We start from the raw sequence: 22,953 nt of genomic DNA, 5'->3' as shown, positions 1-22,953 counted from the left end.
GGCAGCGGTTAAGGTGTAGGCGATGAGTGGAAAGAAGCTGTGGTGGTCGGTGACCGCGGGTGTGGTCGGGGTGGCTGTTGCCGGGGTGGCGGGTTTCGGCGTGCTCGTGCAGCAGTATTACGGCGACCTCACCCACGGCCCGGCTTATGCCGTGGAGGCGCCGACCCCGGTGCTCGTGCCCGCGGAGGCCGAGGCCGGGGTGGACAACACCACGCTGGCCGCCCGGCTGACGGAACTCGGCGCCGACCCCGCCCTGGGCACGGTGCACGGCCGGGTCACCGACACCGTCACGGGGGAGACGGTCTGGGACCTCAACTCCGGCACGCCGCTGCAGCCGGCCAGTTCCACTAAGGTCCTCACCGCGGCCGCCGCGATCCTGGAGTTGGGCCCGGATGACGTGCTCACCACCGAGGTGGTGTCCGGCGGGCAGCCGGGCACGGTGGTCATCCGCGCCGCGGGGGATGTGTGGCTGACCACGGAGCAGATGAATGAGCTCGCGGATCAGGTCGGTGAGGCGGAGCAGGTGCTCATTGACCTCTCCGTCTGGGACGGGGACCCCTTCATGGCGGGTTGGGACTCGGCGGACGTTGACGCCGGTTACATCGCCCCGCTGGAGCCCGCCATGCTCTACGGCGCCCGGATCGGGGAGACCGAGGGCGATGTCCCGCGCTCGCATACCCCGGCCCTCGATGTCGCCCGCGCCCTGGCGGAGCGGATCGGCGCGGCGGATGTCGGCACGGGTAGTGCCCCCACCGATGCCGAGGTACTGGCCAGCACCGATTCCCCGCCGTTGATCGAGCGCATAGACGAGATGATGGTCTGGTCCGACAACGTCATGGCGGAGGCCATCGGACATGAGATCGCGGTCCACCGCGGCCAGCCGGGTTCCGCGGCCGCCGACACCCGCGCCACCCTTGAGGTGCTGGCAGAGCATGGTTTCGACACCACGGGTGTCACCCTGGCGGACAACTCGGGGCTGTCCACCGACAACCTCATCCCGCCGCGCCTGCTCGACGACCTGCTTGTCGACGCCGCCGCCGACACCCCCCTGCGCCATCTGCTCGCCACCCTGCCTGTTGCCGGCGGTTCCGGCACCCTCACCGACCGTTACGGGGATCTGTCCGGCCGCGGCTGGGTGCGCGCGAAGACCGGCACGCTGACCGGCACCTCGGCGCTGGCGGGTGTCGTCACCGCCGAATCCGGGCGTGTCTACTCGTTTGCGCTGCTGTCCAACGGCTCGGACATCCTCTCCGCCCGCGCCGCCCTGGACCGCTTCGCCTCCGCCATCCGGGATTCCTGAGCCGGTGCGGTACCCGCGTTTCAGCCCGCACTTCCTGGCCTGCCGGGTGGCGGTGCGTCCCTTCCTCATTCCCGGGCCGGTCACCGTCGGACTCTCTGGCGGGGCGGATTCCCTGGCCCTGCTCGCCGCCGCCCGCGCGGAAGGCCAGGACGTGCACGCCGTGATCGTCGACCACCAGCTGCAGGAGAGGTCCGCGCAGGTGGCGGACACAGCCTGCCGCCAGGCGGAGGAACTCGGGGCGCATGCGCAGGTGCGCACCGTCACCGTCGCGCCCGGCAACCTCGAGGCCAGGGCGCGGGAGGCCCGGTACCGGGCACTGTTCGCCGAGGGCCGGGAAGTATGGGTCGGCCATACCCGGGATGACCAGGCGGAAACCCTGCTGCTGGGTGCCCTGCGCGGCAACCCCACCGGTATGGCTCCGCGCGCCGGGCGGCTGGTCCGCCCGCTGCTGACCGTGCGCCGGGCGGACACCGCCGGGGCCTGCGCCGAACTGGGGCTGGACCCCTGGCAGGACCCGCACAACAGTGACCCCGCCTTCCGCCGGGTGGCGCTGCGCGGGAGCTTCCTCCCGCAGCTGGGGCAACTCATCGGCGGGGATGCCGTGGAACCGCTGGCGCAGGCGGCCGACCGGATCGCCGCGGACAACGCCCTGCTTGAGGAGCTGGCCGGCCCTCCGACGGATGACTGTGCGGAGCTGGCCGCCCAGCCGGGGCCGCTGCGGCGGCGCCGCATCGCGGCGTGGCTGCGGGATCGGGGGCTGGGGGTGACGGGGGCGTCGATAAGCGCGGTCGAGGCCCTGTGCACCCGGTGGCGGGGACAGGGCGGGGTCGCGGTCGGCCGGACCGCCACCGGGAGGTTGGAAGTCCGCCGCGTAGATGGCAGACTGACCTTATTCCCGGCCGGCTAGGAAAGGCATGACAACCGTGCACATTGACAAGGACCTCAACGTCCCCGCAAACCGTTACGGCGATGATGTTGAGGCGGTGCTGATCAGCGAGGAGGTTCTGGCCGCCCGTGTTCAGGAGCTCGCTGACAGGGTCTCGGAGACCTACCGCGACGCCGAGGAGGACCTGATCCTGGTGTGTGTCCTCAAGGGGGCCGTGTACTTCCTCACGGACTTCTCCCGCGCGCTGTCGATCCCCTCGGAGATGGAGTTCATGGCCGTATCCTCCTACGGCAACTCCACCACCTCCTCCGGTGTGGTGCGCATCCTCAAGGACCTCGACCGCGAGATCGAGGGCCGCAATGTCCTCATCATCGAGGACATCATCGATTCCGGCCTCACCCTGTCCTGGCTCATGCGCAACCTGCAGGCGCGCAACCCGAAGTCGCTCGAGGTGATCACCCTCCTGCGTAAGCCTGAGGTGGTCAAGGCCGACGTCAAACTTTTCGATGTCGGTTTCGACATCCCCAACGAATTCGTCATCGGCTACGGCCTGGACTACTCCGAGCGTTACCGCGACCTGCCCTACGTGGGCACCCTGCACCCGCGCGTCTACAGCTCCAACTGAGGGCCGCACCCGGGCGCGGGAACGAATTCCGCGTCCGGTGCGTTTACCCCAGTACGTGATACCACCCCGGCGGTTGAAAACGAACACGAAAGGCACTGGTCGCGAAGGTAGGCTGACGAGCCGACCCCTTCGGCGTCCGCACTCATGAGCAACAAGAGAATCCTCCAGATCGGCCTCATCGCCACGGTGGCACTGGTGTCCCTGTTCACGTTCACCCTGCTCACCGATGACACCCGCGGTTACCAGGACGTGGACACCTCCGTCGTCATGCAGCAGCTCGACGAGCAGAACGCCAGGGAGGTGCAGATCGACGACCGCGAGCAGCGGATCCGCGTCGAGCTGCGCGAGCCGATCACCTACGAGGAGCGCGAGGGCGTTGAGGAGATCATCGCCCAGTACCCCGCCCGCACCGCTCCCCAGGTCTTCGACGCCGTCCGGGCCTCCGGGGCGGACGGCTACACCACCAAGGTGACCCAGGACAGCTTCCTGATGGGCATGTTCAGCTTCCTGCTGCCCATGCTGCTGCTCTTCGGCCTGCTCTTCTTCTTCCTCACCCGCATGCAGGGTGGCGGCGGAATGTTCGGTTTCGGTGGCTCCAAGGCCAAGGAACTGACCAAGGACATGCCGACGAACACCTTCGCGGATGTCGCCGGTGCGGACGAGGCCGTCAGCGAACTGGAGGAGATCAAGGATTTCCTCCAGGACCCGAGCCGCTACCATGCCCTCGGCGCGAAGATCCCCCGCGGCGTGCTGCTCTACGGTCCGCCGGGTACCGGCAAGACCCTGCTGGCACGCGCCGTGGCCGGCGAGGCCGGCGTGCCCTTCTACTCCATCTCCGGTTCCGATTTCGTGGAGATGTTCGTCGGTGTCGGCGCCTCGCGGGTGCGTGACCTGTTCAAGCAGGCCAAGGAGAACAGCCCCTGCATCATCTTCGTCGACGAGATCGACGCCGTCGGACGCCAGCGCGGTTCCGGTATGGGCGGCGGCCATGACGAGCGCGAGCAGACCCTCAACCAGCTGCTGGTGGAGATGGACGGCTTCGGCGACCGCGAGGGCGTCATCCTCATGGCCGCCACCAACCGCCCTGACATCCTGGACCCGGCACTGCTGCGCCCGGGCCGTTTCGACCGCCAGATCCCGGTGACCAACCCCGACCTCAAGGGCCGCGAGATGATCCTCGAGGTCCACGGGAAGGGTAAGCCGTTCGCCCCGGATGCTGACCTGAAGTCCCTGGCCAAGCGTACCGCCGGCATGTCGGGTGCGGACCTGGCCAACGTCCTCAACGAGGCGGCGTTGCTCACCGCCCGCATCGGCGGCAACGCCATCACCGCAGACGCCCTGGAGGAGGCCACCGACCGGGTCATCGGCGGTCCGCGCCGCGAAGGCAAGATCATCTCCGAGAAGGAGAAGAAGGTCACCGCCTACCACGAGGGCGGCCACACCCTGGCGGCCTGGGCGCTCAAGGACATCGAGCGCGTGTACAAGGTGACCATCCTCGCCCGCGGCCGCACCGGCGGCCATGCGATGACTGCGCAGGAGGACGACCGCGGCATGTACAACCGCGACGAACTCTTCGCCCGTCTGGTCTTCGCCATGGGTGGCCGTGCCGCCGAGGAACTCGTCTTCGGTGAGCAGACCACCGGCGCCTCCGCCGACATCGAGCAGGCCACCAAAATCGCCCGCGCGATGCTCACCGAGTACGGCATGTCGCCGAGCCTGGGCATGGTCAAATACGGGGAGGAGCAGGGCGACCCCTTCTCCGGCCGGCCGGGTGGCGGCACCCTCGAGTACTCCCCGGCGGTCGCCGCGAAGATCGACGAGGAGCTGCACATGCTTCTCGACGCCGCGCACCGCCACGCCTACGACATTCTGGCCGAGCACCGCGACCACCTCGACCGCCTGGCAGAGAAGCTCCTGGAGAAGGAGACCCTGCGCCGCCCCGACCTGGAGGTCCTCTTCGAGGACATCGAGCCGCGTGAGGCGCCCGAGATCTTCCCGGGCCAGGACGACCGTTTCCCGCGCCAGGCCGGCCGCGAACCGGTGAAGACCCCCGTCGAGCTGGCCATCGAGCGCGGTGAGGAACCGCCGAAGCGCTTCTCCCTGCTCGAGGCGACCCGCAGGGCCCGTGAGAAGCGGCAGACGGAACTCGCCGCGGCCGGTGTCTCCCTGGACGCGTCCGCGGCCGAGGCCCCGGCTGCTGTGCCGGCATCCGGCGGAGCCGCCGGTACCACCCCGCGCTACGGCGGTACCCCGCCACCGGCGGACTGGGCCGTGCCCGGCTGGTCACCCAAGGACAACCCCTACGCCGGGGGCACGCCGCAGGGTGAGCACCCGGGCATGAAGAACTACGGTGACCCGGCCGTCCCGGCCCCGGCCGAGGACCCCGAGACCCCGGCCAGACAGGACCCGCCCACCGAGATCATCGGTTTCCGCCTGCCGGACCATGAGCAGCCGGAGAACGCGGGCCGGGAGGCGGAGCAGGACAATCAGAGCGGACGTCCGGAGCCCGGCGCCCCCGATGTCGTCCCGCCGAGTGACACCGACACCACCCAGCTGCCGAAAAAGGAACAGTAAATTGACCAGACCGTTTGACCGGGAGCGAGCCGAGGCCGCCGTACGCGAACTGCTCATCGCGGTGGGCGAGGACCCGGCGCGCGAGGGGCTGCAGGACACCCCCGCGCGCGTGGCCCGGGCCTACGAGGAGATCTTCGCCGGCCTGCACTGCGACCCGACCGAGGTGCTTGAGCGCACCTTCGCGGAGGACCACCAGGAACTGGTGCTGGTGCGCGATATCCCGATCTACTCCACCTGTGAGCACCACCTGGTGCCCTTCTACGGCATCGCCCACATCGGCTACATCCCCGGCAGTGAGGGGCATGTCACAGGCCTGTCCAAGCTGGCGCGCCTGGCTGACATGTACGCCAAGCGTCCGCAGGTGCAGGAGCGGCTGACCTCGCAGATCGCCGATGCCCTGGTGGACCGGCTCGGTGCCCAGGCCGTGATCGTGGTCATCGAGTGCGAGCACCTGTGCATGGCGATGCGCGGTATCCGCAAGCCCGGCGCAACCACGACCACGTCCGCGGTGCGCGGCGGCTTCAAGACCAGTGCCGCCTCGCGTGCCGAGGTCCTCAGCCTGATCCGGGGATAGGGGAATGGTCATGCGGGTGAGTGATCTGACGGTGCCGGGCCGGTGCCTGGTGATGGGCATCGTGAATGTCACGGAGGACTCCTTCTCCGACGGGGGGAGGTGGCTGGACATCGATGCCGCCATAGCCCACGGCCGTGAGCTGGTGGCTCAGGGCGCCGACATGATCGACGTCGGTGGGGAATCCACCCGGCCCGGCGCCACGCGTGTCGACGCCGCCGTGGAGGCCGCCCGCGTCGCCCCCGTCATCACGGCCCTGGCGCAGGAGGGGATCCCGACCTCGGTGGACACCATGCGTGCCTCCGTGGCGGCCGCCGCCGCTGAGGCGGGTGTGGCGATGATCAACGACGTCTCCGGGGGGCTGGCCGACTCCGGTATGTACCGTGTCATGGCCGATACTGACCTGCCCGTATGTCTCATGCACTGGCGCACCGTCCAGTTCGGGGACGCCGCCGGGGCCTCTGACCATGGCGGGGACGTCGTCCGCGACGTCCACGAGACCCTCGCCCGGCTGGTGGACAATGCCCTGGCCGCCGGTGTGGTGCAGGAGAACATCGTGCTCGACCCGGGGTTGGGCTTCGCCAAGACACGGGTGGACAACTGGGCGCTGCTCAACGCGCTGCCCACCTTCCTGAGCGGTGAGTTCCCGATCCTCGTCGGTGCGTCACGCAAGCGTTTCCTGTCCTCCGTGCGGGCGGACCGCGGCCTCGAGGTCGTGCCCGCCGACGCGGATCCGGCCACCGCCGCCGTCACCGCCATCTCCGCGCAGATGGGTGCCTGGGGGGTCCGCGTGCACAACGTGCCCGTCTCCCGGGACGCCGTCGATGTCGCCGCGGCCTGGAATGCGGGAGGTGCCCGTGGCTGACCGGATTGAGCTGCGCGGCCTGGAGTGCTTCGGCCACCACGGGGTCTACCCGGAAGAGAAGCGCGACGGCCAGAGCTTCATCGTCGACATCACCTGCTGGCTCGATGTCGCCGAGGCGGCGGCCACCGATGATCTTTCGCGGACCGTCAACTACGGGGAGCTCGCCGAGCTGGCCGTTGAGGTCGTGCAGGGCGAGGCCCGCGACCTCATCGAGACCGTCGCCGTCGAGATCGCCGACCGCGCCATGGCCACCTTCGGGATGCTGCACGCCGTCGAGGTGACCATCCACAAGCCGGAGGCCCCCATCCCGCACGCCTTCGCGGACGTGGCGGTGGTGGCGCGCCGCTCGCGCCGCACCCAGGCCCACTTCAGGAAGGCCTGATGCGGGCGGTCCTGTCCATCGGTTCCAACCTCGCCGACCGGTGGGCCCTGCTGCGCGGGGTGGCGGCGGAGTTCCGCACGGAGACCGTCGCCGCCTCGCCCGTCTACGCCACTCCGCCCTGGGGTGTGACGGACCAGGGTGAGTTCCTCAACGCCGTGCTCATCGTCGACGTGGACGCCACCCCGCTGGAACTGCTGCGCCGCGGCCAGCGCCTGGAGGAGGCCGCCGATCGCGTCCGCGAGCGGCACTGGGGGCCACGCACCCTCGACGTCGATGTGGTCACCGTCCTCGACCCGGAGGAGCTGAGTTCCCCGGACCCGGTGCTCACCCTCCCGCACCCCCACGCCCATGAACGGGCCTTCGTGCTGGTGCCCTGGCTGGCCGCCGATCCGCATGCCACGCTGGGCGGGACACCCGTCACCGAGCTGCTCGCCGGGCTCGATCCGGCGGAAGTGGCGGGAATCGTCGAGGCTGGGAGACTGTAAAGCATGCAGCGCACACCGATCACCGGGTTGATCGCCGCCGGGGGTTTCACCGCGGCCGTCGCCGCGATCCTCACCTGGCGGTTCTACGGCTCGATGATGACCGTGCCCGTCACCGTGTCTGTTTTTCTGTGGGTGATGGCGGCGGTGTGCGTGTACCTGGCGTGGAAGGTCCGCGACCGGGTGGCCGGCGGCCGCATCGGCCAGGACCGCAGCCAGCTCAACCCGCTGACGGCGGCACTGTTCCTGGTCATCGGGAAGGCCTCGGCGTGGACCGGCGCGATCATGGGCGGGGCGTATGTGGGCATCGGCAGTTTCATCGTCCCCCGTCTCGGGGAGCTGGTCGCCGCCTCAGATGACCTGCCGGGTGTGGCGGCCAGCGCGGTCGGCGGGATCGCCCTGGCCGCGGCCGGTGTGTATCTCGAACGACATTGCGAGACACCGCCGCCCGCTGAGGGGGAGGCGGTTGGTTAGAGTGGAAACCATGAATGAGGCGAAGACGTCAGGTGGGGTGGACCGCGGCCAGGTGATGCTGGTCGTGCTGGTTGTCCTCGCCTTCATCGCGAGCATCGTCATGCTCTTCACAGACAGCGACGGGGCCCTGAAGATCGCCCTGCTGGCCGCGCTGTGGGCTGCGGTCATCGGCTTCTTCCTGGTGTTCCGCTACCGCCGCGACGCCGAGGCCGCACGCCGGGAGCTGTTCCACAACGCTGAACTCCACGACGTCGAGGTGGCCCGGGCCGTCGCCGAGCAGACCGCCGAGGTCGAGAGCCGTGCCCTGGAGCTGCAGCAGGAGCAGCACGACCGGGAATCCGAGGTGCTCGAGGACATCAAACGTGAACTCGCCGGCATCCGCGCACAGCTCGAGGCCCTCGCCGGGCGGGAATTCGGCTACGAGCCCGCCGCCCTGCGTGCTGAGGCCCGCCGCATCATGGAGCTGGAACGGGTCACCCTCGGTGACCTCGGGGAGGAGGATGAAGCGGAGGAATCCGAGGTTCCCGAGCCGGTGAGCTCCCCGGAGGTCGAAGGACGGATCAGCGGTGCGCCCTCCCTGGACGCCGTCGCCGGCCGGATCGGCCAGCAGCCGAACCGGCCGGAGGTCAATCCCCTGGCCGAGCTGATCGCGGAGAACCAGCGTCGGGAGAAAGAGAAGCAGCAGCAGAAGACGGACGCCCAGTCGGAGGACCGGGCGGACATTGAGGAGACCCGGATCTTCGACACCGGTTCCTTCCAGACCGTCGACTGGGAGCAGGGCAGTACAAAGAAACACACCGCAGAACCCACCCAGGGACCCGTCGTGGAGCAGGACACCGCGGCAGCAGAGTCGGAGGAGGACCGCCGGGGCCGGCGGCGTCGCGACGAGAACACCGGGGGAGTCTCCGTCGCTGAGCTGCTGGCCCGTTCCCGGGAGAACCAGGAGTAGTGGTGCAGGCACCGCGCATGCAGGTGGGGGTCTACGGCGACAGCCGGATCTCCACCCTGCCCGACCAGCTGGCCCGTGTCGGCCATGACGTCAGCTTCCTCGACTACGACCCCGAACCACCACCGGTCGAGGAACTCGACATGGTCATTCTGGAGGTGCGTGAACCGCTGCTGGAGGCGGCCGTGGAGAAACTCGCTGAACGTTCCCGCCGTGGCCAGATCTTCGTGCACACCGCACTGGCCCACGGCGTGCAGATCATGGACCCGCTGGAGGTCACCGGGGCAGTGGTCATCGCCCTGGGGCAGCTCAGCCCCGACCGGTGGGCCGTGACCGCCATCGACGAGGTCGGCGAGACCATCGCTGATCTCCTCATCGGGGAGCTCGGCGCCAGCGCCTTCCACTTCAACGACGCCGATCGGCTCCGGCTGGGGGCCGCCGTCACCTACGTCGAGGTGGTGCACGCCCTCCGCGGGGACGCGGTGCGGCTGCTCGCCGACGTCCTCGGCGACGCCCAGGAGGCCCAGGACATCGCCGACGCTCTGGGGCCTCTGCGCAGGCTTCCCGAGGTTGCCGGACCCGTTGGTCTGCGTGCGCGGTGGGAATCGGTGGACAACCCCGGCCAGGCTCGCGCCTTCCGGCAGTCAACCCGCCGTGTCGCGGAGACCCAGCACAACCAGGACGCTGAATTATGGGCGATTCAGGAGGAGAAACTGTGAGCTTCACACCAGGTCAGGCCACTGAGTTCGGGCTTGAGCAGATTCCCGTGTTGGCGCGTGCCATGCGCAAGAGCGGTCGCCCGGTGGTGCTCATCCCCCTGGGTGCCGGGCTGCACGCCGGCCATATTGCGCTGGTGCGTGCCGCCCGCCGGCTGCCGCGCGCCGTGGTCCTCGTCGCCTGGGCCGGTGAGGAGGTGCCGCCGGCTTTCGCGGAAGAAGGCGTCGACGCCGTCTTCCGCTACACACAGGACGCCCTGTGGCCGCGTGGTCTGCGCACCCTCGTCCAGCCCGTCGATCTCGATCTCGAGCCTGTCGACGAGGTCGCCCGGCAGCTGACGCTCGAGCTGAGCCTGATCAACATCGTCGACCCCTCCGATGTGGTGGTCGGGGAGAAGGACTACGAGCAGATGCGGGCACTGCAGGCGGCCATCACTGACCTGCACCTGCCGGTGAAGCTCCACGGGGTGCCCACCATCCGCATGCCGGACGGGCTGGCTGTTTCCCTGCGCAATTCTGCGGTGGCGGAGTCCGCCCGGGAGCAGGCGCTCGCGCTCTCGGCGGCACTGACCGCCGGTGCCCACACCGCCGAACACGGTGCAGAAACCGTCCTTGAGGTGGCCCGGGGTGTGCTGGACACTGCGGGGGTGGCGGTGGACTACCTGGAGGTCCGTGGCCTGGACCTGGGTGATGCACCCGAGACCGGCGATGCCCGCCTTCTGGTGTCGGCCCTGGTCGGGGGCGTGCGCCTGACGGATAACGTCGGCCTGCCGTTGGGGATCGGCTTCCGCAACATTGAGGGTTGACCGCGGTCACGGACAGCAGGGGTGGGGCGCCGTGGGGTGCCCCTTTTTTCATGTCCGGAGCGGCGGGAAGTGCGGTTCGGGAAGCAGACGCAGGGCTGAAATCGTATGCAATTGTGGTGACGGGTGGGGGCAAAAACGCCCCTAGTGAGCGTTATCACATTTGGGCAACCTTACCTATGTAGTTTGCCGGATATCGGCAGCTCTCGCCAACGTACGAGTTAGCGTTACCTAAGAGTTGTCATCTCGTTACCCTTTGCGCGGGGGTGGTTAGCCTTGCCTAAATCTTTGAGAAATGAGGTTAGGCGAGCCTAGGCTCATCGGCGAACGTTGCGGGTTCCGGTCCGTCACGGCCCGTCGCATCAGGCGGCTGAAGCAACGTGAAACTGAAGTCACCGACTAGGAGTAGTCCCCCACGATGAACATCACTTGGAAGTCCCGTGCGACGCAGCGGGCGATCGCCGGCCTCATGTCCGTGGCCATCGCCACCTCCGGCGTTGCGGTCATGACCGCCGCCCCGGCCGTCGCGCAGGAGTGCTCGGAGTTCAGCACCCGCAACCAGGGCAATGGCGCTGGCACGCTGACCCTCAAGGAAGAGAAGAACTACAAGTCCGGCGATATCATCACCCTCGTCGGTACCGGCTTCGAGAAGCGCCCGGACAAGGGCTCCCTCGCCTACAAGCTCAACGACGGCGCCCTCAGGTTCGAGGCAGACCAGGCCGGCTCCGATGTCGCTGAGGTCGATGGCACCGGAACCGCCTACGTCGACGATGTCGCCGCTCTTCCGGATGCCGCCGGCAACTTCGAGGCCAGGCTGAAGCTCCCGACCTTCGCCGCTGACGGCCAGTACGGCATCCGCCTGCTCGCCGGCAACGACGGCGGTGCTGGTGCCTCCAAGTTCGTCATCTTCAACGTGGTCAACGGTGAGGCCCAGGACGGCCAGTGCGGCACCATCGCTGTCGACGATGACAAGGACGGCGAGCCCGGTGAGACCAGCGGGGCCAAGGCCACCGCCGCCGAGCCGGCGACTGCCGCCGACGGCACCGTCACCGTCGACCTGAACCTCTCGGGCTTCAGCCCGGAGGCCGCGATCTCCGCTACCGCCGGTACCGGGGCCGCCCAGTGGCGGAACGGCCGCGAGACCGCCGAAACCATCAAGGCCGCCGCCGACGGCACCGCCTCCGGCACCCTGGTGATCCCGGCAGGTGCAGCACCCGCCGGTGAAAACACCATCACCCTCAAGAGCGACAAGGGTGACGAGGTCGAGGCCAAGATCACCACCGAGGGCGCCCTGGCCCTGTCCGCGAACTCCCTGAACGCCACCGCCACCGCCACCGTCGCCAACCTGGCTGCCGGTGCCCAGGTGACCAAGATCGCCGCAGGGGACACCACCTTCTACACCGGCACCACCACCGCAGGCGCCGACGGCAAGGCCGTTGTCGAGGGCGTCAAGCTCGCCGGCGACCAGTCCCTGGTCGGTGAGAAGTTCTCCGTCACCTACACCGTCCCGGGCGGTACCCAGACCCTCACCTCCGGCATCGCCGTCACCCCGGACAACTCCGAGGTCGGCGCCGAGAACTTCACCATCGACCGCGTCGATATCGGCAACGGCCAGTACCAGACCGCCGTGAACCCCGAGACCGGCAAGGTCTTCGCCGCCCGCGCGGTGGGCCGCCCGCCGATCCAGGACTCCGGCCTCATCCGTCTCGACGGCGAGACCCTCGCGGTTGAGCAGGAGATCAAGCCGGCTGCCGTCAACCCGGACGATGAGAGCAAGGGCGTCTACGGCGTCTACGGCATCGGCCTGGACAACAAGCTCGGCTACGTCTGGGTGACCAACACCCGCCAGAACACCATCGCCGTGTACAAGCAGTCCGACCTCTCCCTGGTCAAGCAGTTCGAGGCCGGCGAGGTCGCCCACAGCCGCGACGTCGTCGTCGACCCGAAGACCAACAAGGCCTACGTCTCCTCCGCTGCCCGCGGTGACGCCGGCACCTCCGTCATCGAGGTCTACGACGGCAAGACCCTGGAGAAGGTCGAGACCATCCAGGTCAAGGACCCCGAGAACGACTTCGGTGTGACCATGTCCCTGGCCTTCGACGAGAAGACCGGTGAGCTGTTCACCACCAGCTTCGTCAACCCGACCGCCGCCAAGATCGACGTCCGCAACGGCAACAAGATCACTTTCTACGATCTGGGCGATAACGTCGCCACCGCCTCCGGTGTGGCCTGGGACTCCAAGAACCGCAACCTCTACATCGCCAACCAGGGCACCAGCAACGTCGTGGTCGTTGATGTGGACAAGGACGAGGTCATCGCCGACATCCCGACCGGTGCCGGCGCCCTCAACGCGGTCTACGACCCGGTCAACGAGCTGGTCTACGTCGCCAACCGTGGCGGCGGCACCGCCACCGTCATCGACGCCAAGACCCTGAAGGTCACCGCGAACCTGCCGGCCGGCGTCAACGCCAACCACATCTCCGTCGGCCCGGACGGCTCCGCCTACCTGGTCAACAAGGCCGGCCGTGAGGAAGGCGACAAGCGCGTCGACGACCTCTACCGCTACCGCCCGATCGGCAAGACCGGCGGCGAGAACCCCGGACCGGGCAAGCCCAACCCGGGCAAGCCTTCCGGTTCCGCCAAGCTCGGCGGCTCCTCCCACTAGGTGACGCCCCCGGAGGTGTCGTCCGCCCCGCCTTCCTGGCGGTGGGTAGCACCTCCACCCACCTGGTCCAGGCAGTGACCGGGTGTTGAGATTCCCTTCCGACCGCGGGACATCCGGAGTTTTCCGGGTGTCCCGCGCAGGGTTTTCCCTCCATATGACTGATTTGCTCATCTTCCTCGAAAGGAATCCCCACACATGAACCGTAGTTCCAGGTTCAGCCTCCTCGCCCTGCTGCTGACGGCACTGCTGACGGTCAGTGCCTGCAGTTCAGGTGCCGACGGCTCTGCGGGTGGCCCTACCCGAACCGTCACCGACATTGAGGGCACCGAAGTGCAGGTGCCTGTCGAACCCGCCCGCATCGTCACCCTCTCCGAACCGACTCTCGACGCCGTCCTGGCCCTGGGCCTGACCCCGGTGGGCACCGTGTCCGGGCGTGGCCTGCAGACCGTCCCCGACTACCTGGGTGCAGCTGCCCAGGAGATCCCCCTGCTGGGTACTGTCGCCCAGCCCAACTTCGAGGCCATCGGTTCCGTCTTCCCGGACCTCATCCTGGTGGACGGAACGAGCATCAACAACAACCCGCCGGTGATCGAGGCCCTGCGCCAGATCGCACCGGTTGTCTACACCGGCTACGCCGGCGGCGACTGGCGGTCCAACCTGCAGCTGGTCGCCGAATCCGTGAACATGGCGGAGGAGGGCGAGTCGCTCATCGCCGACTATGACACCAGGGCAGCCGCTGCCGCCGAGCAGCTGAAGGGCCACCAGGACCAGACCTTCTCCGTGGTCCGCTGGCAGGGCAACTCCGCCGCCCTGATCCTCAAGGAACTGCCTGCGGGCCGGGCGCTGACCGACGTCGGCCTCCAGCGGCCGGCCAACCAGGACCGCATCGGCCGCGGCCACTCCGAGCCGGTCTCCGCAGAGAACCTCAACGAGATCGACGCCGACCACATCTTCTTCGGAACACTCGGCGGCTCCAGCGTCGGCAACCCGCTCGCGGGCGGTGGCGCCGACGTCGGTGAAGCCCAGGCCGCGATCGACCAGGCGGCGAGCGTCCCCGGTTTCACCCAGCTCAGCGCCTACCAGCAGGGCAACATCATCCCGGTCGACGGTTCCGCCTGGACCTCGACGGGAGGCCCGCTGCTGATGTTCCGCCTCATCGACGACATCCTCACCGCGCTCACAGAGGGGAATTCCCCGTGATCCTGAACAGGAAGACCATCCGTTCGGCGACCGTCGCCGCCTTCGCCACCTGCCTCGCGTTCTCTGTCCAACCCCTCACCGCCACCGCTGCACCCCAGCCGGAGATCCGCACCGTGACCACCGCCGCCACAGGCGCGGTCCAGCAGATCACCGTCGGCACCGCCACCGTGGAGGTGCAGCAGGACGTCGAGGACGGCGGAGAACTCCGGCTCAAGGGCACCGGTTGGCGTACCACCTCCGGTTCCGGGGGCTCCGTCATCACCGTCAAGCTGAACAAGGAGACGGCCGGCATCAGCCAGCAGTACATCCGCACCGGCGCCGACATCATCAACCACCCCAGGAACGGCGCCCCGGACCAGACCATCTGGGCCATGATCAACGCGGATACCCAGGGCAACTTCGACACGACCATCGACCTCCCGGTCGGCCTCGTCGCCGGGCAGAAGCTCACCGCCAACATCGCCAGCGGACTGACCGACGGCGATGTGGAACGCACCGTCAACACGAGGCCGCTCACCGTCGGCGGGATCCCTTACGGGGACGATGCGGGAGAGGCAGTCACTTGCACACCGGCCGTGAATCCGGCAACCGTCGAGGTCGCTCCGACCCCGGACGGCGACGGCGTGCTCAAGGTGACGGGCCGCGGTTGGTGCAACACCATCAGCGGTGGTTCCATCGTGGCCATCAAGCTGGATGAGGGCGGGATCAGCCGCCTCGACACCTCCGTGCATTCCAACCAGACGATCTGGTCGGTCTTCCCGGCGGATGACCGCACCGGTGACTGGGAGTACGACCTCGTCCTGCCGGACGGCACCACCTCCGGTGCGCGGGGGTCCACCCCGGCCTTCACCCCGGGTGAGCACACCATGCGTGTGCTCAGTGGATCGCTGAAGAACGGTGACCCCATCCGGAGTGTGCCCGGCCGTGGCGCCACCCTCGCCTTCACCGTCGGTGAATACCGGCCCAACAGCTTCCCCGATCCGCTCGACTACGCCGCCGACCTCGCGGCCGGCACGGATGGCGGTGTCGAGGTGGCCAGAAGCAACAAGAACCTCGTGGTCACCGTCCCCGGCGGCAAAGCCGGCGACTGGGTCCACCTCACCGCCTACAGCACGGGTGGCACCCCGCAGCTGCCCTGGCAGGGGGAGTGGCACCAGCTTGATGAGGGTCTTTCCTTCACCGTCGCCCAGCAGGACGTCCTGCTGCCCGCGGGAGACCTGAAGATGGTGGTGCAGTCCGGCAACCAGGGCCAGCGCGGTGCGCTGCTGGGCTGGGATCTGCTCACCGTCGCGGAGACGACGACCACGGACACCACGACCACGGAGGCCACGGCCGGCACCCTGGCAGGGGACCTCACCGGCCTGGCCGGCGACATCAACGGCATGTTCAACGCCCTCGGCGTCCTGTCCGATGACATCGACCGTCTCCGCGGAACCGATGCCGCCACGCCGGTTGTGGCTGCTCCCGCCACGGAGATCGAGACCTTCGACGACATCGAGGAGGTGGGCACCCGGACAGACTTCGTCGACGTACCCGCTCTCGTGCCCGCCGGTGGACAGTTCCTCACCCCCACCACCACGGTCACCGCGGCGGCAGTGACCGGCACCGTGACCGCCGCGGCAGGTTCCCGCCCGGCACCCACCCATGAGCCGGACGCACCGGTGGCCCACCAGGATGAGCTGGACGACCCGAAGTCCGGCGACCTGGAGGCGGTCCTGGAGAACGAACTGCTCACGGTGACGCTCAGCAACCGCGAGCCGGGGGACTGGGTCTTCCTCCATGTCTACGGCCCCGAGCCGGTACCGGTGGGCTGGACCCAGGTGGATGATGAACGCAAGGTCCGCCTGGAGACCGGCACCATCCCGAACGGTGAATTCAAGGTCTCCCTGCTCAGCGAGGAGGATTCCCTGCTCGGCTGGGTCGCCATCGCCCTGGGTGAGCCGGGTGCCACCGAGAGCGCCGACCCCACTGTCCCGCGTCCCACGACCGTGATCAGGACCGCCAAGGTGGTCGGTGCCACCGACTGGTGGATGATCGGCCTCGGTGCCCTCATCCCCTCCCTCTATGCGCTCGCCCTCTGGGGCGGCAACCGACGTACACAGCGATCCGGGAGGATCTGACATGGCTGCTTCCGCTCTCTCCACGCCGCGCCGACGGGCGGGCCTGACCACCCTCATCGCTGCTGGCGCCGTCGCCCTGGTCATGGGCCTGCAGTCCTCCCCGGCCATCGCGCTGCCTCCGGGAGGTGCCTCCGGGGACACCCCGGGAACCACGTCCACGGTTTCACCCACCACCCTCGAGCCCTGCGGAACGCTCAACTTCACCCTCCACGGTTTCCCCGCCGGCGAGGTCGTCAGCGTCAAGATCGACGACGGCCAGGGTTACGGTGACGAGTCCGTACAGGGCACGGGCGTGGTGGCCACGCAGCGGATCAGTGCATCGGGAACCGCCTCCGGTTCCGTCCAGGTGCCCTGCGACATCAGCGAGGGCGACCACTGGCTGCGGTACCTGGCCAGCGAGGTCATGACCGACGCCTCCGGCGCCCAGATCGGCGTCAAGGGCTACTCCAACCGCGGCAACTCCAACTTCAAGGTGGTCAAGGCGGCCGGGGCAGCGGCAACCACGGCCGCCGCGGCCACGACGGCTGCGGGTACCCCGGCGACCACCGGGGCCCGGACGAACACCACCGGCACTACGGCGCGTGCCGCCGGTGCCGCCAACACCGCGCAGGGGGCCCGGGTAGCCGGTACCACCGGTACGGCCGCCACCACCGGGACCGGTGGACAGGCTGCAGGGGCCATGTCCGGTGGCGCAGTTGCCGGCGGCACCCAGACGGCCGCCACCGGTGGCGGCGCGGACTCAGTCGGCACCGCCGCGGGGGATACCGGCAACAACGGCCAGCCGCTCGGCATCGACGGCGCCGCCTTCGGTGCCGGCGGGGAGCAGATACTCGCTGAACAGGGGCAGGTGATCACCCCGGCCGGCACGGTCGTGGCCACCTCTGCCTCGGCCGGGGGAACGGTGCCCTACATCGGGTTGTTCATCGGCGGAGCCATCCTGCTGGTCGGGCTCACCGCGATCAACACGTGGCTGACGGTGCAGCGCCGCAGTAGTGGCGCGCACCGTTACCACGGGGGCGCCGTGGGGGACACGACTGAGTTCCAGCCGCGTCCTGAAGGACAGGACCGCTAGATGGTCATGCTCAGTTCCCCCGGCGCCGTCTCCTCACAGGCGACGCCGGCGCAGCGCGGGGCGACCGCAGGGTGGGCGCTGCTCACCGTGGCCGTTCTCATCCTGCTGTCCGCGGCCTCCCTGTTCATCGGCTCGAACCCCATCCCCTTCACCCGGGTGATGGAGGTGCTCACCTCCCCGGACGGCAGCTTCGAGGCGACGGTTATTCTGGAGCAGCGTCTGCCCCGGACATTCCTGCTGGTTGCCGTGGGTGCCGCCCTTGCCGTAGCCGGCGCGCTCATGCAGTCGATGACCCGCAATCCCCTGGCCGACCCGGGCATCCTGGGCGTCAACGCCGGTGCCTCCTTCGCCGTCGTGCTCGCGGTGGCCGCCTTCGGCATCACCTCCATCTGGTTCTACCTCTGGTTCGCCTTCGCCGGTGCGGCGCTGGCCGCGGTCGGTGTCTACATCCTCGGCGCAGCCGGTCAGGGATCCCCGGCCCCCGAACGCCTGGCCCTGGCCGGTGTCGCGGTGAGCATGGCGGTCGGCGCGATGGTGCAGACCGTGATCCTCACCGACCAGAACGCCTTCAACGAGTTCCGGTTCTGGGCCGCCGGCTCCGCGGAGGGCCGCGGTGAGACAGTGGTTCTCGCGGTGGCCCCCTTCATCGCGATGGGCCTGGTGCTGGCCATGGCCAGCGCTCCCGCGCTCAACGCACTGGCCCTGGGGGAGGAGACCGCCCGTGGACTGGGCGTGAGCGTCAACCTCTCCCGCACCCTGGTGGTTGTCGCCGTCACCCTGCTGGCGGGCGCTGCCACCGCCGCGGTGGGCCCCATCATGTTCATCGGCCTCGGTGTCCCTTATCTGGCGCGCGGGGTGTGCGGCTCTGACCAGCGGAAGGTGCTGCCCTATGCGGCGCTCGCCGGTCCCTGCGCCATGCTGCTCGCGGATCTGCTCGCCCGGGTGGTCCTGCCCGGGCAGGAGGTCCAGGTGGGCATCATGACCGCGATCCTGGGCGGCCCGGTCTTCGTGGCCCTCGTGCGCCGCCGCCGACTGGAGGCGATGTGACCACCACGAAACCCCTGAAAACCACGAGCGCGGCGGAGGCCCCGCCGCGGCGGAAACGCCACCTGCTGATCACCCTGCCGGGGATCGTGCTCCGCCTGGAGTCACGCACGGTGGCGGTGACGGCCGTGCTCACCGGCCTCATCCTGGCCCTCGGCTGCGGTGCTCTGCTGCTGGGGGACTATCCCCTGACCGTGGGGGAGGCGCTGCGGGCGCTGGTGGGGCGCAGCTCTGATCCCCTCGCCGAGTTCTTCGTGCAGAACCAGCGGGTGCCGCGTGTACTCGCCGCCGTCCTCGTCGGCGCGGCCCTCGGTGCCTCCGGCGCGATCTTCCAGGGACTGTCGGGCAACCCGCTCGGCAGCCCCGACGTCATCGGCTTCACCGTCGGTGCGGCCTCCGGTGCGCTCATCCAGATCATCGTGTTCAACGGTGGCCCAGTGGCGATCGCCTTCGGTGCGCTGCTCGGCGGTTTCGGCACCGCCGCACTCGTCTATCTGCTGGCCTGGCGCGGCGGGCTGAGCGGTATCCGACTGGTGCTGGTCGGCATCGGCGTGTCCTCGGTGCTGCAGGGGCTCAACTCCCTGTTCATCGTCCGGGCCTCGCTGACCGCCGCGCAGACAGCCGGCCAGTGGCAGGCCGGTTCCTTCAACGCGACCGGTTGGCCGACGGTGTGGACGATCATCGCCACCCTGGTGGTGCTGCTCCCCGCCGCCCTGGTGCTCGCCCGCCCGCTGGACATCATGATCAGCGGCGATGACCTGGCCACCGGTCTGGGGGTTCGGGTGGAACGCCGCCGCCTGGAGCTGCTCGTGGTGGGCGTGGCACTGGTGTCCATGTCCGTGGCGGTGGCGGGACCCATCGCCTTCGTGGCCCTGGCTGCGCCGCAGCTGGCCCGCCGCCTCACCCGCACCGGTTCCGTGGGGATCGGGGTGGCCGCCGTCATGGGCGGACTGCTGGTCCTGGCCTCCGATGTGGTGGCCCAGCGGTTGTTCGCCCCCACCCAGCTGCCGGTGGGTGTCGTCACCGGCACCCTCGGCGGCATCTATCTGATCTGGTTGCTTGCCCGTGAATGGAGAACTCGACGATGACCATCCCTGGGACAACGGAACTCAACCTGCAGCAGCCCCGACTCGTGGGCCGGGACCTGTCGGTCGGCTACGGGGACCACCAGGTGATCTCGCACCTGGACGTGTCCATCCCGAGCGGGGAGATCACCGTGATCGTCGGCCCGAACGCCTGCGGCAAATCGACGCTGCTGCGCACCATCGCCCGCCTGCTGCCCACCTCGACGGGTGTGGTGGAGCTCGACGGGGTGCCCATCGACAGCTACGCCTCGAAGGAGGTCGCGCGCCGGCTGGGGCTGCTGCCGCAGTCGCCGCTGAGCCCGGACGGCATCCTGGTGGAGGATCTGGTGGCCCGCGGCCGTTATCCCCACCAGGGGGTGCTCCGGCAGTGGTCGTCCCGCGACCAGGCGGCGGTGGACACGGCCCTGCAACGCGCCGGGGTGGCTGATCTGGCCGGCCGGCGGATCACGGATCTGTCCGGTGGCCAGCGTCAACGGGTGTGGCTGGCGATGATCCTGGCGCAGGAGACCCCGATCCTGCTTCTCGACGAACCCACCACCTACCTCGACATCACCCACCAGGTGGAGGTCCTCAACCTGGCCCGTCAGCTGCACCGGGAGGGGGTGACCGTGGTGATGGTCCTGCACGAGCTGACGCTGGCCTTCCGCTACGCGACGAATCTGGTGGTGATGAAGGGCGGGGCGATCGTCGCCCAGGGGCCGGTATCGGAGGTGGTCACCACGGAACTGATCGAGGAGGTCTATGACCTGCCGTGCCAGCTGCTGACGGATCCGGTCAATGAACGGCCCATCGTCATCCCGATCGACGTCTGATCCGGGGAACGGAGGGGCGTCGACAAGCAGCGCTCAGCACATGCGCTGAGCTGCATGAAGGTGGATCATCACTCACATTCTGGGATTAAATGTGAGGTAAATCTCACTGGACCGGCTATTAAACACGGGAAAACATGTTTAAAATCGGATCCAGTTGATTGCTGACCACCCACATAGGAGTGAGACACCCTTGTTCGTCACCACTGAGCCCACCTCCCGCGACCGCAAGCTGAAGCCTGAGAACGAGGCGATCATCAAGGCCACCCTGCCGGCCGTCGGCGAGAACATCGGGACCATCGCGAAGACCTTCTACCGGACCATGTTCGGCAATCACCCGGAGCTGCTGGCCAACACCTTCAACCGCGGCAACCAGAAGTCCGGCGAGCAGCAGAAGGCCCTGGCCGCCTCCGTCGCCACCTTCGCCTCCATGCTGGTCAACCCGGATGCCCCGGACCCGCTCGACCTGCTCAAGCGCATCGGCCACAAGCACGTCTCGCTCGGCATCACCGAGGACCAGTACCAGATCGTCTACGAGAACCTCTTCGCCGCGATCGTCGAGGTGCTCGGTGCGGATGTCGTCACCGAGGACGTTGCCGCAGCCTGGAGCGAGGTCTACTGGATCATGGCGGACGTCCTGATCACCTACGAGAAGGAGCTCTACGCCTCCGATGGCGTCAAGCCGGGTGATGTATTCCGTGAGGTCAAGGTCGTGGAGAAGGACGAGATCTCCGACCAGGTCACCGTCTATGTCCTCGAGGGCGACCTGAGCAAGCCGCTGCCGGGCCAGTACACCTCCATCGGTGTCGTCCTGCCGGACGGTGCCCGCCAGCTGCGCCAGTACTCCATCATCGCCCAGCGTCCGGGCAGCTACACCATCGCCGTGGAGACCGAGGGTGAGGTCTCGACCCACCTGCGCGAGAAGGTCCAGGTCGGCGACACCATCCAGGCCACCCTGGCCGCCGGCGACCTCGTGCTCGACAGCGGTGAGGGTGCGGATCCGCTGGTCCTGGTGTCCTCCGGCATCGGCTCCACCCCGATGGTCGGCATGCTCAGCTACCTGGCCCGCACCGGTTCCGACCGCCCGACCCTGTACCTGCACGCCGATGACTCTGAGGCGCTGCACGCCCAGCGGGCCCACACCTCCACTCTCCTGGAGCGGCTGCCGAACGTGAAGGCCGAGGCCTGCTACCGCACCGAAGGTGTGCTTGTCGACGTCGCCCAGCACGACCTCGCCGGCGCCGACGTCTACCTCTGCGGCGGCAACGCCTTCCTCCAGGCCGTCCGCGATGACCTGGCGAAGCTGCCCGACGACAAGGCGCCGAAGTCCGTCCGCTTCGAGCTCTTCTCCCCGAACGACTGGCTGCTGAACTAACGCATCAATCGGTCACGGATGAACCCGCTGCAGGACCCCGACCAGGGGCTCCTGCAGCGGGTCTCCTCATTATTCCCGCAGCTCCGCCACAACCTCCGCGACCAGTGCTTCGCGACGCCCCGGTGCCAGCTCCAGCAGCTGCTCCGCCGCCAGCCGATCAAGGGTTACCTCGACAACTCGGGTGGTCCCGGGGGAAGTGGAGAGGACAGAGACCTCGGCGCTGATGACCACCAGGCCGGCGGCGGCGACGCGGGCGGAGAGGGTGTCGGCAAGCCCGCGGGAGAGCTCCGCGCGGGGGAGTGCAGCGACGACCTGACGTAGTGCGGTCTCCGCCCGGGAACAGAGGAAGCCCTCGGCATCATCGACCGCGAAGGTGGCCCGGGCGGTGTCGGCGACCCGCCAGGTGATGTCCGCCCGGGCCCGCACCACATCACCGTCGATGCCGTTGACCTCGACCTGGCCGGTCGTCAGCTCCCGTTCGCGCACACTGACCTTCGTGGACCAGGTCAGCGGCGGGAGCAGTGACATCCCGGTGCGCCGGCTGGTCCCCAGGTAGTGGCCGAAGAACCGGACCACCTGGGCATCGCCGTGGGCGGTGACGCGCACCGTGGCCGCAAGTACCGAGGTGATGACGAGCCCGACCATGCCGTGGACGACGCGGATGGTGTCCCCGAGCTGGAGGCCCCAGATGATCCGCCCGATGCTGCCGAGAAGGATGAGGACGGCGAGGACGATGACGATGCCGGCCCGTCGGGGACCCGCCGTCCGTGCGGGACGTTCCGCGAAATCAACCTCGCTCCCGGGGGATCCGGCAGCCTCGATGGTGGTTGTGGTGGTGGGCATGGCGGAAACCTCTCGGGGTGGGAAAATCTCGTCCCAGATTAATTCGGACGGAATCGGATTTCCACACCTCTGTGCACCGGGTGCCCGTTTCCGCAGCAGGTGACCCCATGGACTAA

The 22,953-nt window shown here is 68.7% G+C and carries 21 protein-coding genes; 20 read left to right on the top strand and 1 reads right to left on the bottom strand.

Translation table 11 applies throughout. The annotated features are described in order from the left end of the window. Positions 1–22: 22 nt before the first annotated feature. The 20 genes from dacB to NYP18_RS08230 all read left to right on the top strand — a co-directional run bounded on the left by dacB (position 23) and on the right by NYP18_RS08230 (position 21,994). Positions 23–1,300 (top strand): D-alanyl-D-alanine carboxypeptidase/D-alanyl-D-alanine endopeptidase, encoded by a 1,278-nt coding sequence (dacB, locus tag NYP18_RS08325; RefSeq protein WP_259427730.1) that lies wholly within the window; start codon positions 23–25, stop codon positions 1,298–1,300. 4 nt (positions 1,301–1,304) lie between these two features. Further along, complete coding sequence (gene tilS / locus NYP18_RS08320) at positions 1,305–2,207, top strand: tRNA lysidine(34) synthetase TilS (protein ID WP_259427729.1); 903 nt, start codon at positions 1,305–1,307, stop codon at positions 2,205–2,207. A gap of 16 nt (positions 2,208–2,223) precedes the next feature. Further along, entirely contained in the window at positions 2,224–2,811 is a 588-nt protein-coding gene (gene hpt, locus NYP18_RS08315) for a hypoxanthine phosphoribosyltransferase (protein WP_439648076.1), read from the top strand. A gap of 144 nt (positions 2,812–2,955) precedes the next feature. After that, entirely contained in the window at positions 2,956–5,385 is a 2,430-nt protein-coding gene (ftsH, locus tag NYP18_RS08310; RefSeq protein ID WP_259427726.1) for an ATP-dependent zinc metalloprotease FtsH, read from the top strand. A gap of 1 nt (position 5,386) precedes the next feature. Continuing rightward, the gene (gene folE, locus NYP18_RS08305) at positions 5,387–5,959 is read left to right on the top strand and encodes a GTP cyclohydrolase I FolE (protein ID WP_259427725.1); all 573 of its coding nucleotides are present in this window, start codon (positions 5,387–5,389) and stop codon (positions 5,957–5,959) included. Positions 5,960–5,969: 10 nt separating this feature from the next. Next, complete coding sequence (gene folP, locus NYP18_RS08300; RefSeq protein WP_259427724.1) at positions 5,970–6,821, top strand: dihydropteroate synthase; 852 nt, start codon at positions 5,970–5,972, stop codon at positions 6,819–6,821. Then, positions 6,814–7,203 (top strand): dihydroneopterin aldolase, encoded by a 390-nt coding sequence (gene folB, locus NYP18_RS08295; protein WP_259427723.1) that lies wholly within the window; start codon positions 6,814–6,816, stop codon positions 7,201–7,203. The genes folP and folB overlap by 8 nt, the downstream gene beginning before the upstream one ends. Then, a complete protein-coding gene (gene folK, locus NYP18_RS08290; RefSeq protein ID WP_259427722.1) occupies positions 7,203–7,688 on the top strand; it encodes a 2-amino-4-hydroxy-6-hydroxymethyldihydropteridine diphosphokinase in 486 nt (161 codons plus the stop codon). The genes folB and folK overlap by 1 nt, the downstream gene beginning before the upstream one ends. 3 nt (positions 7,689–7,691) lie before the next feature. After that, the gene (locus NYP18_RS08285) at positions 7,692–8,159 is read left to right on the top strand and encodes a DUF3180 domain-containing protein (protein ID WP_259427721.1); all 468 of its coding nucleotides are present in this window, start codon (positions 7,692–7,694) and stop codon (positions 8,157–8,159) included. A 10-nt stretch (positions 8,160–8,169) separates the two neighbouring features. After that, entirely contained in the window at positions 8,170–9,108 is a 939-nt protein-coding gene (locus NYP18_RS08280; protein ID WP_259427720.1) for a DUF6779 domain-containing protein, read from the top strand. Continuing rightward, positions 9,108–9,824 (top strand): 6PGD fold domain-containing protein, encoded by a 717-nt coding sequence (locus tag NYP18_RS08275; RefSeq protein WP_259427719.1) that lies wholly within the window; start codon positions 9,108–9,110, stop codon positions 9,822–9,824. Before NYP18_RS08280 ends, NYP18_RS08275 begins: the two co-directional genes overlap by 1 nt. Continuing rightward, positions 9,821–10,627 (top strand): pantoate--beta-alanine ligase, encoded by an 807-nt coding sequence (locus NYP18_RS08270; RefSeq protein WP_259427718.1) that lies wholly within the window; start codon positions 9,821–9,823, stop codon positions 10,625–10,627. The genes NYP18_RS08275 and NYP18_RS08270 overlap by 4 nt, the downstream gene beginning before the upstream one ends. A 415-nt stretch (positions 10,628–11,042) precedes the next feature. Further along, positions 11,043–13,289: a YncE family protein gene (locus NYP18_RS08265; RefSeq protein WP_259427717.1), complete on the top strand. Its 2,247-nt coding sequence runs from the start codon at positions 11,043–11,045 to the stop codon at positions 13,287–13,289. Positions 13,290–13,484: 195 nt separating this feature from the next. Then, positions 13,485–14,489: an iron-siderophore ABC transporter substrate-binding protein gene (locus NYP18_RS08260; protein ID WP_259427716.1), complete on the top strand. Its 1,005-nt coding sequence runs from the start codon at positions 13,485–13,487 to the stop codon at positions 14,487–14,489. Then, the gene (locus NYP18_RS08255; RefSeq protein WP_259427714.1) at positions 14,486–16,609 is read left to right on the top strand and encodes a hypothetical protein; all 2,124 of its coding nucleotides are present in this window, start codon (positions 14,486–14,488) and stop codon (positions 16,607–16,609) included. The genes NYP18_RS08260 and NYP18_RS08255 overlap by 4 nt, the downstream gene beginning before the upstream one ends. A gap of 1 nt (position 16,610) precedes the next feature. Continuing rightward, entirely contained in the window at positions 16,611–17,681 is a 1,071-nt protein-coding gene (locus NYP18_RS08250) for a hypothetical protein (RefSeq protein ID WP_259427713.1), read from the top strand. Further along, positions 17,682–18,728, top strand: a complete 1,047-nt coding sequence (locus NYP18_RS08245) for a FecCD family ABC transporter permease (protein ID WP_259427712.1) — start codon at positions 17,682–17,684, stop codon at positions 18,726–18,728. Then, on the top strand, positions 18,725–19,813 hold the full coding sequence (locus tag NYP18_RS08240; protein WP_259427711.1) for a FecCD family ABC transporter permease: 1,089 nt from the start codon (positions 18,725–18,727) through the stop codon (positions 19,811–19,813). Before NYP18_RS08245 ends, NYP18_RS08240 begins: the two co-directional genes overlap by 4 nt. Then, complete coding sequence (locus NYP18_RS08235) at positions 19,810–20,622, top strand: ABC transporter ATP-binding protein (RefSeq protein WP_259427710.1); 813 nt, start codon at positions 19,810–19,812, stop codon at positions 20,620–20,622. The genes NYP18_RS08240 and NYP18_RS08235 overlap by 4 nt, the downstream gene beginning before the upstream one ends. A gap of 190 nt (positions 20,623–20,812) precedes the next feature. Then, on the top strand, positions 20,813–21,994 hold the full coding sequence (locus tag NYP18_RS08230; RefSeq protein WP_259427709.1) for an NO-inducible flavohemoprotein: 1,182 nt from the start codon (positions 20,813–20,815) through the stop codon (positions 21,992–21,994). Between the two features lie 69 nt (positions 21,995–22,063). Here the strand turns inward: NYP18_RS08230 and NYP18_RS08225 are convergent, their stop codons facing one another. Then, the gene (locus NYP18_RS08225; protein WP_259427708.1) at positions 22,064–22,837 is read right to left on the bottom strand and encodes an SPFH domain-containing protein; all 774 of its coding nucleotides are present in this window, start codon (positions 22,835–22,837) and stop codon (positions 22,064–22,066) included. Positions 22,838–22,953: the final 116 nt, after the last annotated feature.

This window comes from Corynebacterium lemuris (genome assembly GCF_024919295.1).
GTDB lineage: Bacteria > Actinomycetota > Actinomycetes > Mycobacteriales > Mycobacteriaceae > Corynebacterium > Corynebacterium lemuris.
This window is presented reverse-complemented; position numbering and strand designations above follow the sequence as displayed.